This is a genomic window from Kitasatospora sp. NPDC008050, from assembly GCF_042957465.1.
In the GTDB taxonomy this organism is placed as follows: domain Bacteria; phylum Actinomycetota; class Actinomycetes; order Streptomycetales; family Streptomycetaceae; genus Kitasatospora.
The window spans coordinates 134,880-148,387 of the sequence record NZ_JBIBIJ010000018.1; the positions used below are offsets into that span (position 1 = coordinate 134,880).

General features: G+C 71.0%; 11 protein-coding genes and 2 tRNA genes. 12 read left to right on the plus strand and 1 reads right to left on the minus strand.

Translation table 11 applies throughout. The features are described 5' to 3' along the window. The first annotated feature begins 104 nt into the window (after positions 1-104). From gnd to ACFZB9_RS29125, 11 genes are all read left to right on the plus strand, one after another. Positions 105-980, plus strand: a complete 876-nt coding sequence (gene gnd / locus ACFZB9_RS29075; protein WP_391452004.1) for a phosphogluconate dehydrogenase (NAD(+)-dependent, decarboxylating) — start codon at positions 105-107, stop codon at positions 978-980. A gap of 44 nt (positions 981-1,024) precedes the next feature. Then, entirely contained in the window at positions 1,025-2,158 is a 1,134-nt protein-coding gene (recF, locus tag ACFZB9_RS29080) for a DNA replication/repair protein RecF (RefSeq protein ID WP_391452006.1), read from the plus strand. A gap of 95 nt (positions 2,159-2,253) precedes the next feature. Then, positions 2,254-2,763 (plus strand): DUF721 domain-containing protein, encoded by a 510-nt coding sequence (locus tag ACFZB9_RS29085; protein WP_391452008.1) that lies wholly within the window; start codon positions 2,254-2,256, stop codon positions 2,761-2,763. A 261-nt stretch (positions 2,764-3,024) separates the two neighbouring features. Continuing rightward, positions 3,025-5,049, plus strand: coding sequence for a DNA topoisomerase (ATP-hydrolyzing) subunit B (gene gyrB / locus ACFZB9_RS29090; RefSeq protein ID WP_391452010.1), 2,025 nt, complete (start codon positions 3,025-3,027; stop codon positions 5,047-5,049). 75 nt (positions 5,050-5,124) lie between these two features. Beyond that, complete coding sequence (gyrA, locus tag ACFZB9_RS29095; RefSeq protein WP_391452012.1) at positions 5,125-7,758, plus strand: DNA gyrase subunit A; 2,634 nt, start codon at positions 5,125-5,127, stop codon at positions 7,756-7,758. Between the two features lie 145 nt (positions 7,759-7,903). Next, positions 7,904-8,623, plus strand: a complete 720-nt coding sequence (locus ACFZB9_RS29100; RefSeq protein WP_391452014.1) for a DUF3566 domain-containing protein — start codon at positions 7,904-7,906, stop codon at positions 8,621-8,623. 273 nt (positions 8,624-8,896) lie between these two features. Further along, positions 8,897-10,306, plus strand: coding sequence for a class I SAM-dependent methyltransferase (locus tag ACFZB9_RS29105; RefSeq protein WP_391452016.1), 1,410 nt, complete (start codon positions 8,897-8,899; stop codon positions 10,304-10,306). Between the two features lie 16 nt (positions 10,307-10,322). After that, positions 10,323-10,396: transfer RNA gene (locus ACFZB9_RS29110), tRNA-Ile, on the plus strand. A 79-nt stretch (positions 10,397-10,475) separates the two neighbouring features. Then, positions 10,476-11,231, plus strand: a complete 756-nt coding sequence (locus ACFZB9_RS29115) for a protein phosphatase 2C domain-containing protein (protein WP_391452018.1) — start codon at positions 10,476-10,478, stop codon at positions 11,229-11,231. Positions 11,232-11,510: 279 nt separating this feature from the next. After that, positions 11,511-11,639 (plus strand): DLW-39 family protein, encoded by a 129-nt coding sequence (locus ACFZB9_RS29120; protein ID WP_211786189.1) that lies wholly within the window; start codon positions 11,511-11,513, stop codon positions 11,637-11,639. A gap of 132 nt (positions 11,640-11,771) precedes the next feature. Next, positions 11,772-11,844 (plus strand) — tRNA-Ala (locus tag ACFZB9_RS29125). A 68-nt stretch (positions 11,845-11,912) separates the two neighbouring features. Here the strand turns inward: ACFZB9_RS29125 and ACFZB9_RS29130 are convergent. Continuing rightward, positions 11,913-12,746: a DUF5324 family protein gene (locus ACFZB9_RS29130; protein ID WP_391452019.1), complete on the minus strand. Its 834-nt coding sequence runs from the start codon at positions 12,744-12,746 to the stop codon at positions 11,913-11,915. Between the two features lie 193 nt (positions 12,747-12,939). Between ACFZB9_RS29130 and ACFZB9_RS29135 the strand changes: the two genes are divergently transcribed. Continuing rightward, positions 12,940-13,464 (plus strand): peptidylprolyl isomerase, encoded by a 525-nt coding sequence (locus tag ACFZB9_RS29135; RefSeq protein ID WP_391452021.1) that lies wholly within the window; start codon positions 12,940-12,942, stop codon positions 13,462-13,464. The last annotated feature ends 44 nt before the right edge of the window (positions 13,465-13,508 follow it).

The following is a 13,508-nucleotide window of genomic DNA, read 5'->3' on the forward strand; positions in this document are numbered from 1 at the left end:
TGTCCACAGCCCGTCCCAGGGCTGTGGACAGCCGCGCGGCGTAGGCTCTGGTGTCGCGGCAACGGCGCCGCCGTCACGCACGACACCCCAGGTAAGGACTTGTCATGGAGCTCGGCCTCATCGGTCTCGGCAAGATGGGCGGCAACATGCGCGAGCGCATCCGCCGCGCCGGCCACACCGTCATCGGCTACGACCGCAACCCCGACCTCGCCGATGTCGCGAGCCTTCAGGAGCTGGTCACCAAGCTGCAGGGCCCCCGTGTGATCTGGGTGATGGTTCCCGCCGGCGCCGCGACCCAGGCGACCGTGGAGGAGCTGGCCGAGCTGCTCTCCCCCGGCGACGTGGTGGTCGACGGCGGCAACTCGCGCTGGACCGACGACATCGAGCACGCGAAGGTGCTGGCCGCCAAGGGCATCGGCTTCGTGGACTGCGGCGTCTCCGGTGGCGTCTGGGGCCTGGAGAACGGCTACGCGCTGATGTACGGCGGCGGCGCCGAGCACGTCCTGCGGGTCCAGCCGATCTTCGACGCGCTCAAGCCGGAGGGCGAGTTCGGCTCGGTGCACGCCGGCAAGGTGGGCGCCGGGCACTTCGCCAAGATGGTCCACAACGGCATCGAGTACGCGATGATGCAGGCCTTCGCCGAGGGCTGGGAGCTGATGGAGGCCTCCGACGAGGTCACCGACGTGCGCGAGGTCTTCCGCAGCTGGCAGGAGGGCACCGTGATCAAGTCCTGGCTGCTCGACCTCGCGGTGCGCGCACTCGACGGTGACGAGCACCTGGACAAGCTGCGCGGCTACGCGCAGGACTCCGGCGAGGGCCGCTGGACGGTGGAGGCCGCGATCGACCACGCCGTGCCGCTGCCGGCCATCACCGCCTCGCTCTTCGCCCGCTTCGCCTCCCGCCAGGAGGACTCCCCGCAGATGAAGATGATCGCCGCGCTGCGCAACCAGTTCGGCGGCCACGCGGTCGAGTCGAAGTAGTCGAGCAGAGCCGACGGTCCAGAAGGCGAGCGCAGTCCACAGCCATGCACGTCGCGCACCTGTCGCTCGCCGACTTCCGCTCCTACGCCCGGGCCGAGGTCTCCCTCGACCCGGGCGTCAGTGCGTTCGTCGGGCCCAACGGCCAGGGCAAGACCAACCTGGTCGAGGCGATCGGCTACCTCTCCACGCTGGGCAGCCACCGGGTGGCCACCGACGCGCCGCTGGTGCGCCAGGGCGCCGAGCGGGCGGTGGTCCGCGGCTCGGTCGTGGACCGCGGCCGGACCACCCTGCTCGAACTGGAGATCACCCCGGGCAAGGCCAACCGGGCCCGGATCAACCGCTCGGACAACGTGCGCCCGCGCGACGTGCTGGGCCTGCTGCGCACGGTGCTCTTCGCCCCCGAGGACCTGGCCCTGGTGAAGGGCGACCCGGGGGAGCGGCGGCGTTTCCTGGACGAGCTGCTGACCGCCAGGGCGCCCCGGCTGGCCGGGGTGCGCGCCGACTACGAGCGGGTGCTCAAGCAGCGCAACGCGCTGCTGAAGACCGCCGCGATGGCCCGCCGGGCCGGCGGCGGCAAGGGCGCCGACCTGTCCACCCTGGACGTCTGGGACGGCCACCTGGCCCAGGCCGGCGCCGAGTTGACGGCTTTTCGACTGCAACTGGTGGCCGCCCTCGCGCCGCTGGTCGAGCAGGCCTACGAACGGCTCGCCCCGGGCGGCGGGCCGACCCGGCTGGAGTACCGCTCCTCCTTCGAGGGCGGGCTGCCGGGCAGCCGGGAGGAGGCGCACCAGCAGTTGCTGGAGGCGCTGCAGGCGGTCCGCAAGCAGGAGACCGAGCGCGGGGTGACCCTGGTGGGCCCGCACCGCGACGAGCTGGGGCTGCTGCTCGGCACGCTGCCCGCCAAGGGGTACGCGAGCCACGGCGAGTCCTGGTCGTTCGCGCTGGCGCTGCGGCTGGCCTCCTACGAGCTGCTGCGGGCGGACGGCGGCGAGCCGGTGCTGATCCTGGACGACGTCTTCGCCGAGCTGGACGCCCGCCGCCGCGAGCAGCTGGCCGAGCTGGTGGCCGGCGGCGAGCAGGTGCTGGTGACGGCGGCGGTGCCGGAGGACGTCCCGAAGGCGCTGGCCGGTACCCGGTACGCGGTCGCCGCGGGCGAAGTGACCAGGCTCGGTTCGTAGGCGTCTTCGTAGCCGTCTTCGTGGCTCGCTTCGGGACCGCCCAGGAACCTCGTACCCTGGTCTGTCCACAGGCTGGGGAAGGAAGTGCACCGCCCGTGAGTGAATCGGAACTGTCCGGCGTCGATCTGGCGCGGGTCGCCCTGCGCGCGGCCAAGGAGCAGGCCCGCCAGCGCGGCGAGCAGGTCCGCGAGAAGCGTGAGGCGAAGCGGCACGGACTGCGCAGCGGCGCCCGCGCGGACGGTCGCGACCCGGTCCCGCTGGGGGCCGCACTCAATCGTTTGATCACGGAGCGTGGTTGGGAGGCCCCGGCCGCGGTCGGCGGGGTGATGGGCCGCTGGGCGCAGATCGTCGGTCCCGACATCGCCGCGCACTGCACCCCCGAGCAGTTCGCCGAGGCCGAGGCGGTGCTGACGGTGCGTTGTGACTCCACCGCCTGGGCCACTCAGTTGCGCCTGCTGGCGCGGCAGTTGGTGGCCCGGCTGAACCACGAGCTGGGACACGGCACGGTCCGGCTGATCCGGGTGCTCGGCCCCTCGGCGCCGGAGCGGCGCTACGGCCGGCTGCGGGCCCCGGGCAGCCAGGGGCCGCGTGACACCTGGGGGTGATCCCGGCCGGTGGGTCCCCCTTGACGGAGCGCATACCTCCGGAACCGCTGACGGCCCGCGTGAGGCCGCTGAGCCCCCCGGGCGAGTATCGGGACATGTGCGGAGGGGATTCGGGGCGGCAAATCCGCCTTCAGAGCCTGCCAAACGCCCATCTATGTCAGTGGTACCGGTAGACTGAGAGTCAAACACTGCCGCTTGCGGTAACTGAGTCGAAACGCCGTGGTCGCACGTCCGCCCGAACCCTGGGCGGGGATGCGGCCCGTGCTGTGCCAGAGAGGGCGCTTCGTGGCCGATTCCGGCGATTCCAGCCAGTCCCCCGTCCCCACCGACCCGTCCTCGGGTACCTCCTACACCGCCAGCAACATCCAGGTGCTGGAGGGGCTCGACGCGGTTCGCAAGCGTCCCGGTATGTACATCGGTTCCACCGGTGAGCGCGGGCTGCACCACCTGGTCCAGGAGGTGGTGGACAACTCCGTCGACGAGGCGATGGCGGGGCACGCGGACACCATCGACGTGACGATCCTGGCCGACGGCGGGGTGCGGGTGGTCGACAACGGCCGCGGCATCCCGGTCGGCATCGTCCCAGGGCAGGAGAAGCCGGCCGTCGAGGTCGTGCTGACCGTGCTGCACGCGGGCGGCAAGTTCGGCGGTGGCGGCTACGCGGTCTCCGGCGGTCTGCACGGCGTCGGCGTCTCGGTGGTCAACGCGCTCTCCACCAGGCTCGCCATCGAGATCCACACCGATGGCCACCGGTGGACCCAGGACTACAAGCTCGGCGCCCCGACCGCCCCGCTGCAGCAGCACGAGGTGACCGACCGGACCGGCACCAGCGTCACGTTCTGGGCCGACCCGGACATCTTCGAGACCACCGTCTACTCCTTCGAGACGCTCTCGCGCCGTTTCAAGGAGATGGCCTTCCTCAACAAGGGCCTGAGCATCTCGCTGACCGACGAGCGCGATGAGCACGTCGACGACGAGGGCAAGCCGCTCTCCGCCAAGTACCACTACGAGGGCGGCATCGCCGACTTCGTGAAGGACCTCAACTCCCGCAAGGGCGAGGTCATCCACCCCTCGGTGATCGACTTCGAGGCGGAGGACAAGGACAAGACGATCTCGGTCGAGGTCGCCATGCAGTGGAACTCCTCGTACACCGAGGGGGTCTACTCCTTCGCCAACACGATCCACACGCACGGCGGCGGTACCCACGAGGAGGGCTTCCGCGCGGCGCTGACCGGCCTGGTCAACCGCTACGCGCGGGACAAGAAGCTGCTCCGGGAGAAGGACGAGAACCTCTCCGGCGAGGACATCCGCGAGGGCTTGACCGCGATCATCTCGGTCAAGCTCGGCGAGCCGCAGTTCGAGGGTCAGACCAAGGACAAGCTGGGCAACACCGAGGCGAAGACCTTCGTCCAGCGCGTGGTGCACGAGCAGCTGAACGACTGGCTGGACCGCAACCCGACCGAGGCCGCGGACATCATCCGCAAGTCGATCAACTCGGCCACCGCCCGGATGGCGGCCCGCAAGGCGCGCGACCTGACGCGCCGCAAGGGCCTGCTGGAGAGCGCCTCGCTGCCCGGCAAGCTGAGCGACTGCCAGTCCAAGGACCCGGCCGAGTGCGAGATCTTCATCGTCGAGGGTGACTCGGCCGGCGGCTCGGCCAAGCAGGGCCGCGACCCGCGCACCCAGGCCATCCTGCCGATCCGCGGCAAGATCCTGAACGTCGAGAAGGCCCGGATCGACAAGGTGCTGCAGAACACCGAGGTCCAGGCGCTGATCTCGGCCTTCGGCTGCGGCATCCAGGAGGACTACGACGAGTCCAAGCTGCGCTATCACAAGATCGTGCTGATGGCCGACGCCGACGTCGACGGGCAGCACATCCGCACCCTGCTGCTCACCCTGCTCTTCCGCTTCATGCGCCCGCTGGTCGAGGCCGGGTACGTCTACCTGGCGATGCCCCCGCTGTACAAGATCAAGTGGGGCAAGGACGACTTCGACTACGTCTACTCCGACCGCGAGCGCGACTCGGTGATCGAGGCGGGTGTGGCGGCCGGGCGCCGGCTGCCCAAGGACGACGCGATCCAGCGCTTCAAGGGTCTGGGCGAGATGAACGCCGAGGAGCTGCGGATCACCACCATGGACGCCGCGCACCGCCTGCTGCAGCGGATCACCCTGGAGGACGCGGCCCGCGCCGACGACCTCTTCTCGGTCCTGATGGGCGAGGACGTCGAGGCCCGTCGGTCCTTCATCCAGCGCAACGCCAAGGACGTCCGCTTCCTGGACGTGTGACGAGGCATCGCAGCTCACCAAGCGACCGCGATGGATCGCACACTCCAGTCACGCGTGAAAGGAAACTGACCACCAGTGGTCGACGACAACCGTCCTGAGGGCGAGCAGCCGGAAACCGGCTCCACCGATACCTTTGTCTCCCGGGTCGAGCCGATCGAGCTCGAGACCGAGATGCAGCGCTCCTACCTCGACTACGCGATGAGCGTGATCGTCAGCCGTGCGCTGCCCGAGGTCCGCGACGGCCTCAAGCCGGTGCACCGGCGTGTGCTGTACGCGATGTACGACGGCGGCTACCGGCCCGAGAAGGGCTACTACAAGTGCGCCCGCGTGGTCGGCGACGTGATGGGCAACTACCACCCGCACGGTGACACCTCGATCTACGACACCGTGGTGCGGCTGGCCCAGCCCTGGTCGCTGCGGATGCCGCTGGTGGACGGCAACGGCAACTTCGGCTCGCCGGGCAACGACCCGGCCGCGGCGATGCGCTACACCGAGTGCAAGCTGATGCCGCTGGCCATGGAGATGATGCGCGACATCGACGAGGAGACCGTCGACTTCGCCGCCAACTACGACGGCCGCTCGCAGGAGCCGACCGTCCTGCCCTCGCGCATCCCCAACCTGCTGGTCAACGGTGCCACCGGCATCGCGGTCGGCATGGCCACCAACATCCCGCCGCACAACCTGCGCGAGGTGGCCTCCGGCGCGCTCTGGGCGCTGGAGCACCCGGACGCCTCCAACGAGGAACTGCTGGAAGCCCTGATCGAGCGGATCAAGGCGCCGGACTTCCCGACCGGCGCGCTGATCGTGGGCCGCCGCGGCATCGAGGACGCCTACCGGACCGGGCGCGGCTCGATCACCATGCGCGCGGTGGTCGAGGTCGAGGAGATCCAGGGCCGCCAGTGCCTGGTGATCACCGAGCTGCCGTACCAGGTCAACCCGGACAACCTGGCGCTGAAGATCGCCGACCTGGTCAAGGACGGCCGGGTGGCCGGCATCGCCGACGTGCGCGACGAGTCCTCCTCGCGCACCGGCCAGCGCCTGGTGATCGTGCTCAAGCGCGACGCGGTCGCCAAGGTGGTGCTGAACAACCTCTACAAGCACACCGATCTGCAGACCAACTTCGGCGCCAACATGCTGGCCCTGGTGGACGGCGTGCCGCGCACGCTCTCGCTGGACGCCTTCATCCGGCACTGGGTCGGCCACCAGGTCGAGGTCATCGTCCGGCGCACCCGGTTCCGGCTGCGCAAGGCCGAGGAGCGCGCCCACATCCTGCGCGCGCTGCTCAAGGCGCTGGACATGATCGACCAGGTCATCGCGCTGATCCGGGCCTCGGACTCGGCCGACGCGGCTCGCAGCGGCCTGATGAGCCTGCTCGCCATCGACGAGCTGCAGGCCAACGCGATCCTGGAGATGCAGCTGCGTCGCCTGGCCGCTCTGGAGCGCCAGCGGATCACCGACGAGCACGACGAGCTGCAGCGCAAGATCGACGAGTACAACGCGATCCTGGCCTCGCCGGCGCGTCAGCGCGAGATCATCTCCGAGGAGCTGACCGCGATCGTCGACAAGTACGGCGACGAGCGGCGCTCCACGCTGATCCCCTTCGACGGCGACATGTCGGTCGAGGACCTGATCGCGGAGGAGGACATCGTCGTCACGATCACCCGTGGCGGCTACGTCAAGCGCACCCGCTCCGACCTCTACCGCTCGCAGAAGCGCGGCGGCAAGGGCGTGCGCGGCGCGCAGCTGAAGCAGGACGACCTCGTCGACCACTTCTTCGTGACCACCACGCACAACTGGATCCTCTTCTTCACCAACAAGGGCCGGGTCTACCGGGCCAAGGGCTACGAGCTGCCGGACGCCGGGCGCGACGCCCGCGGCCAGCACGTGGCCAACCTGCTGGCCTTCCAGCCGGAGGAGCACATCACCCAGGTGATGGCGGTGCGCACCTACGAGGACAAGCCGTACCTGGTGCTGGCCACCCGCGAGGGCCTGGTCAAGAAGTCGCACCTGAAGGACTACGACTCGCCCCGCTCGGGCGGTCTGATCGCGATCAACCTGCGCACCGACGAGAACGGCCGGGACGACGAGCTGATCGGCGCCGAGCTGGTCTCCGCCGAGGACGACCTGCTGCTGGTCTCCAAGAAGGCCCAGTCGATCCGCTTCACCGCCACCGACGAGTCGCTGCGCCCGATGAGCCGGGCCACCTCGGGCGTGAAGGGCATGGCCTTCCGCGAGGACGACGAGTTGCTGTCGATGAACGTGGTGCGGCCCGGTACCTTCGTCTTCACCGCGACCGACGGCGGCTACGCCAAGCGGACCCCGGTGGACGAGTACCGGGTCCAGGGCCGCGGCGGCTTCGGCACCAAGGCGGCGAAGATCGTCGAGGGCCGCGGTTCGCTGGTGGGCGCGCTGGTGGTCGAGGAGAGCGACGAGATCATGGCCATCACCCTCTCGGGTGGGGTGATCCGCACAAGGGTTTCCGGAGTTCGTGAAACCGGACGTGACACCATGGGCGTCCAACTGATCAACCTCGGAAAGCGCGACGCGGTGGTGGGCGTGGCCCGCAACGCGGAGGCGGAGGACGAGGACGGGGCCGAGGATTCGGCCGAGGACGGCACGCAGGCTGCTGCGGAAGGTGTGGTCGAGGGCACGGCGGAGGCCGTGACCGACCCCGCACCGACCGCTGACGACGCCGCTGACCTGGGCTGACGTACATCGGGCAGCCGGCACTCCCGCTCACGGGCTGGGAGGGCCGGCCTGCCCCGGTTTCGGGCTTCTCAGCTTGATGCCGCACAGTGGAGTGTCGACCGGGGCGTACAGCGCGCCCCCGGCGGGAAACTGGGAGGACACCAGAGTGAGTGGGACCACGGGTGCTGCGGGAGGTGCCGCGCCGGGCGGTGCGCCGTACGGAGGTGTACCGCAGCCGCCGACCGAGCACCCGGCTGCCTCCACCTCGCTGATGTCCGCGGTGGGCTCGGGCGGCGGCTACACGCCGGCCCCGGCCCAGCCGCCGGGTGCGCCGGCGCCGGGTGGCAGCGGCTACTCGACGCCGACCACGTACACCAAGGGGCAGCCGACCCCGCCGCGCGGCACCCGCAGCGCCGGGCCCGCCGCACCGCAGGGCGCCGCACCGCGGCGTCCCGCGACGGCCCCCGCCGCCGCTCCGGTGCCGGCCCAGGCCGGCCTGGCGGGGCGCACCCGCAAGGCGCGGCTGCGGATCACCAAGGCCGACCCCTGGTCGGTGATGAAGGTCAGCTTCCTGCTGTCGCTGGCGCTCGGCATCATCATGATCGTCGCGGCGGCCGTGCTGTGGGGCGTGCTGGACTCGCTGGGCGTCTTCAGCTCGGTGGGCAACATGCTCAAGGACGCCACCGGCTCGGGCACCGGCGGCAGCGGCAACGGCATCAACATCATGGACTACATCGGCTTCGGCAAGGTGCTCACCTACACCTCGCTGATCGCCGTCGTGGACGTGATCCTGATGACCGCGCTCTGCACCCTGGCGGCGTTCATCTACAACGCGGCGGCGGGTTTCACCGGCGGCATCGAGCTGACCCTGGCGGAGGAGGACTGACGCTCGCCCGGTCATAGGCTGATCGATCGTCAGAAAACGTCTCACAGTACGAACCAAATTCGCGAAACACGGCATGCGCGGGCCCCTTCGGTTGTTGGATCGAGGGGGTCCGCTTCGTCATTCGGGTGACAGCCGGGCCCGGCCCCGGCGCGCCGCCGGAGCCGGGTGACGGTGCCTGGATTGGCTGGAGCGTCCCGCTGCACGGCTACCGGTTCGGCCCACGGGACAGCCTCCGCGCGAGCGCTGTCCACTCGGTTGCGCGGAGGTTCACTGATGGCACAGATCGCCCAGCAGCTCGTCGGTGCGCTGGAGGACTTGGTCGGCACCCAGCTGCCGTTCCGCCTGCAGGCCTGGGACGGCAGCGCCGCGGGGCCCCCGCAGGCGCCGGTGCTGCTGCTGCGCAACCGGCGGGCGCTGCGCCGGCTGCTCTGGTCCCCGGGCGAGCTCGGGCTGGCGCGTGCCTACGTCTCCGGCGACCTGGACCTCGGCCCCGGCGAGGACCTCTACACCGTGCTGGCCGAGGTGGCGCACTTCGCCGAACGTCCCGAGGTACGCGACCTGCACCTGGGCCTGGGCGACCTGACCGGCCCGGCGGGGCGCCGGGCGGCGGCGGTGCTGGCCAAGGTCGGGGCGCTCGGCCCGCAGCCCGCGCTGCCCGCCGAGGAGGCCCGCCCCGAGGGCCGGCTGCACAGCCGGCGGCGCGACCGGGCCGCGATCAGTCACCACTACGACGTCGGCAACGAGTTCTACCGCCTGGTGCTCGGCAGTTCGATGGTCTACTCCTGCGCCTACTGGACGCCGGAGAGCAAGAGCCTGGAGGACGCCCAGGCGGCCAAGCTCGACCTGATCTGCCGCAAGCTGGGCCTGCGTCCCGGGATGCGCCTGCTGGACGTCGGCTGCGGCTGGGGCTCGCTGGTGCTGCACGCGGCCGAGCACTACGGCGTCACCGCCGTCGGGGTGAGCATCTCCGCCGAACAGGTGGCGCTGGCCCGCGAGCGGGTGGCCGCCGCCGGGCTGGCCGACCGGGTGGAGATCCGCCTGCAGGACTACCGCGAGATCACCGACGGCCCCTACGACGCGATCTCCAGCGTCGGCATGGCCGAGCACGTCGGCAGCGAGCAGTACCGGGTCTACGCCGGCGGCCTGTACGACCTGCTGGTCCCCGGCGGGCGGCTGCTCAACCACCAGATCGCCCGCCGCCCCAGCCGCCCCGACGAGGTCTACCGCAGCAGCCCGTTCATCTCCCGCTACGTCTTCCCGGACGGCGAGCTGGCGCCGGTGGGCCACACCGTGGAGCTGCTGGAGGAGGCGGGCTTCGAGGTGCGCGACGTCGAAGCCCTGCGCGAGCACTACGCGCTGACGCTGCGCGAGTGGGTGGCCAACCTGGAGGCCGGCTGGCCGACGGCGATCCGGCTGGTGGGCCGGGGCCGGGCGCGGGTCTGGCGGTTGTACATGGCCGCCTCGGCGCTGGCCTTCGAGGAGAACCGGATCGGGGTCAACCAGGTGCTGGCCGTGCGCACCGCCACGAGCGGCGACAGCGGCCTGCAGGCCACCCGGGAGCAGTGGCTGGCCCGCGCCGAGCCCTCCGCCGCCGGGCCCGGTGCCCCTGAGCTGCACGTTGCGATTGCCGGGCCGAGCGGGGCCGAGAGCGTGGATTTGGGAGATCGGCCATCGGTCCGCTAATCTTTCAGTGCGGCAAGGGCCTATAGCTCAGACGGTTAGAGCGCTTCCCTGATAAGGAAGAGGCCACAGGTTCAAGTCCTGTTAGGCCCACCTGCGAGAGCGCCTCGGATGGTTCACCATCCGGGGCGCTTCTGTTTTCGGCGCTGTTTCGAGGCAGAGGAGCGGGTGGATGCGGGTCGGCTATCTGTCGGTGGCGGCGCCGGGCGGGCGGGCCAACGAGGATTTCGTGCTGGCGGGCGAGGACTTCGTGGTGGTGCTGGACGGTGCCACCGTGAGCGCGCCCGAGACCGGCTGCCGGCACGACGTGGCCTGGGTGACCAGGCGGCTGGGGGTGCGGCTGGGGCAGTTGCTGGTCGAGGAGCCGCAGTGGCCACTGACCGAGGTGCTGCGGGCGGCGATCGAACGGCTGCGGGAGCTGCACGCGGACAGCTGTGATCTCGGCCACCCTGACAGCCCTTCGGCCACCGTGGCGCTGCTGCGCCGGCGCGGCGATCGGCTGGAGCACCTGGTGCTCGCCGACTCGCCGGTCCTGGTGGAGCTGACGGACGGTCGGCTGGAGGTGGTGCTCGACGACCGGGTCGAGCGCCTGCCCGCCTACGATCTGGCCACCGTCGCCCGGCTGCGCAACGCCCCCGGCGGCTTCTGGGTGGCCAGCACCCGCCCCGAGGCTGCCGACCAGGCGCTGACCGGCTGCCACCCGTGGGGCGAGGTACGCCGCTTCGCGGTCCTCACCGACGGCGTCTCGCGGTTGGTCGAGCGGTACGGCTGGAGCTGGCGGCAGCTGCTCGACGTGCTGGACGAGCAGGGCCCGGAAGGGGCCCTACGGGCGGTACGGGCGGCTGAGCTGGCCGAACCGCCCGGGCTGCGCGGCAAGCGCCACGACGACGCCACGGTGGCCTTCGGGCGCCCCGGCCCGGCCGACTGAGCCGTCGCACCGGCGCCGAACGGCCGCTGCGCACCGGTGCCGGACCCGCCGCCCGCCGTGCTGACGGGCACCGCGCCGTCAAACCGTCGTCAGGGTCCGCCGGTTGAGCTGCCGCTGGCCGGTCTCGAACAGGACACGGGTGTGTATCATCGGCCGCAGAGCGGTTTGGCTCGCCAACCGCCGATTCATACGTGCACATTCGAGGACTCGCAGCCCGGACGCCCGGTTCGGACAGCCGGCTGCTGAGACTGCCCACGCTGAGAAGGACGAGGTCCCGCGGTGAAGAAGCTCCTCCTGGTCGCCCTGGTCGCCCTCGGCGGCTTCTTTGTCTACCGTCAGGTCCAGGCCGACCGTGCCGAGCAGGACCTGTGGACCGAGGCCACCGACCCGATCCCGGCCGGCCGCTGACCCGCAGCGGACGACGGGAGGTCCCGCTGGACCTCCCCGGATCCCGCCTGCCTGGCTGATGCCGGATACCTGCTCAAGATTTTCCGACGGACCCGGTACGCTGTTCTCCGACGGCGACCGGTGCACCGTCACGGGGCTTTAGCTCAGTTGGTAGAGCGCTGCCTTTGCAAGGCAGATGTCAGGAGTTCGAGTCTCCTAAGCTCCACAGCGCGAACGCGGATGGCCGACCTGGAAACAGGTCGGCCATCCGCGTTTTCGGTGGCCCGGCGGGGCTCAGTGCGGCTTGCGTGGGTCGTGCGGCTTGGGGTGGCCGTCGTCCGGGTGCGGGGTGCCGCCGGGGGAGTCCGGCAGCGGCTGGTCGGTCTCGTCGGCGGCGCCGGGGCCGGAGCCGTTGAGCGGGGCGGTGCCCGGGTGCACGGAGGTCGGCGGGCCCTGCACCTCGGGCGGCTCGACCAGCCACTCCGGCTCGCTGCGCTTGTGCCACCAGGCCCAGATCAGCACCCCGCCGCCGACCGCCACCGCGCCGGCCACCGCCAGTGAGGTGGCCAGCGCGTTGCAGCGGGCCTTGCGGGCGTTCTTGGCGGCCAGCTTGCTGATCTCCGCCGGGCTCACCTGGCCCTGCAGCGCGATCAGGGCGGCCGCGCCGCGGCTCTGCGCCTCGTGCAGCGCGGGGCCGGCGGCGGACCGGGCCTCGTCCAGCGCGCCGGCCAGCTTGGGCAGCGTGGTGGCGCGCGCGTAGTCGCCGGCTCGGTCGGCGGAGTGCTTGGCGGCCAGCGCGGCCTCCTGCGCCCGGTGCACCGCCCGCAGGGTGTTCTCCTGGGCGCGCGGCGGCAGGGCGGTGAACGCCTGCCCGACGTGGGGCGCGAGGTGCCTGCTGTAGCCGGACCGGGCGGAGTGGGCGGCCGAGTGGGCGGCCTGCCGGGTGCCGGTCCTGGCCTGGCAGGCGGCCGCCTCGACCCGCGGACCGAGCGCGTCGAGGGCTGGACCGAGCCGCTGCCGGGCCTCGTCCGCGTAGTGCGCGGCGGTGTCCTTGGCGGTGGCGGCGTAGGGCGCCAGCGAGTCCATGGTCTTGCCTGCCGTCTCACGTGCGGTGTCCAAGCGGGTCACGGGGATCCTCCTCCTGGGTGGCATCGTCTATGCACTTATCCAGCTGATTCGAGATCATGCATCCCGATTTGTCCTATCGCATGGCAGGCTGGGCCGTCCGCGCTGTGGCGCTCTCCGCGTGGCCCCCGGGCCGGTGGGGCGGGCGTGGCATGATGCAGCGGTCAGTACTGGAGAGAGAAGGAAGGCGCTGCTGGTGGCCGAGGAACTGTTCGCGACGCTCAAGACCAACCACGGCGACATCGTGGTCAAGCTCTTCCCGAACCACGCTCCGAAGACGGTGGCGAACTTCGTCGAGCTGGCCGAGGGCAAGCGTGAGTGGGTGCACCCCGAGACCGGTAGGAAGAGCACCGACCGCCTCTACGACGGCACCATCTTCCACCGGGTGATCCAGGACTTCATGATCCAGGGCGGCGACCCGCTGGGTCAGGGCACCGGCGGCCCGGGCTACAAGTTCGCCGACGAGTTCCACCCCGACCTGGCCTTCACCAAGCCCTACCTGCTCGCCATGGCCAACGCCGGCCCGGGCACCAATGGCTCGCAGTTCTTCATCACGGTGAGCCCCACCGCCTGGCTGACCCGCAAGCACACCATCTTCGGTGAGGTCGTCGACGAGGCCGGCCAGAAGGTCGTCGACGAGATCGCGGTGGTCCCCACCAGCCGCGCTGACCGTCCGGTGCGGGACGTGGTGATCGAGTCGGTCGAGATCACCCGCAGCTGAGTCCTGTCGGCGCCGCTTGCGCGGCAGTAGCCTTGACGTTCCCG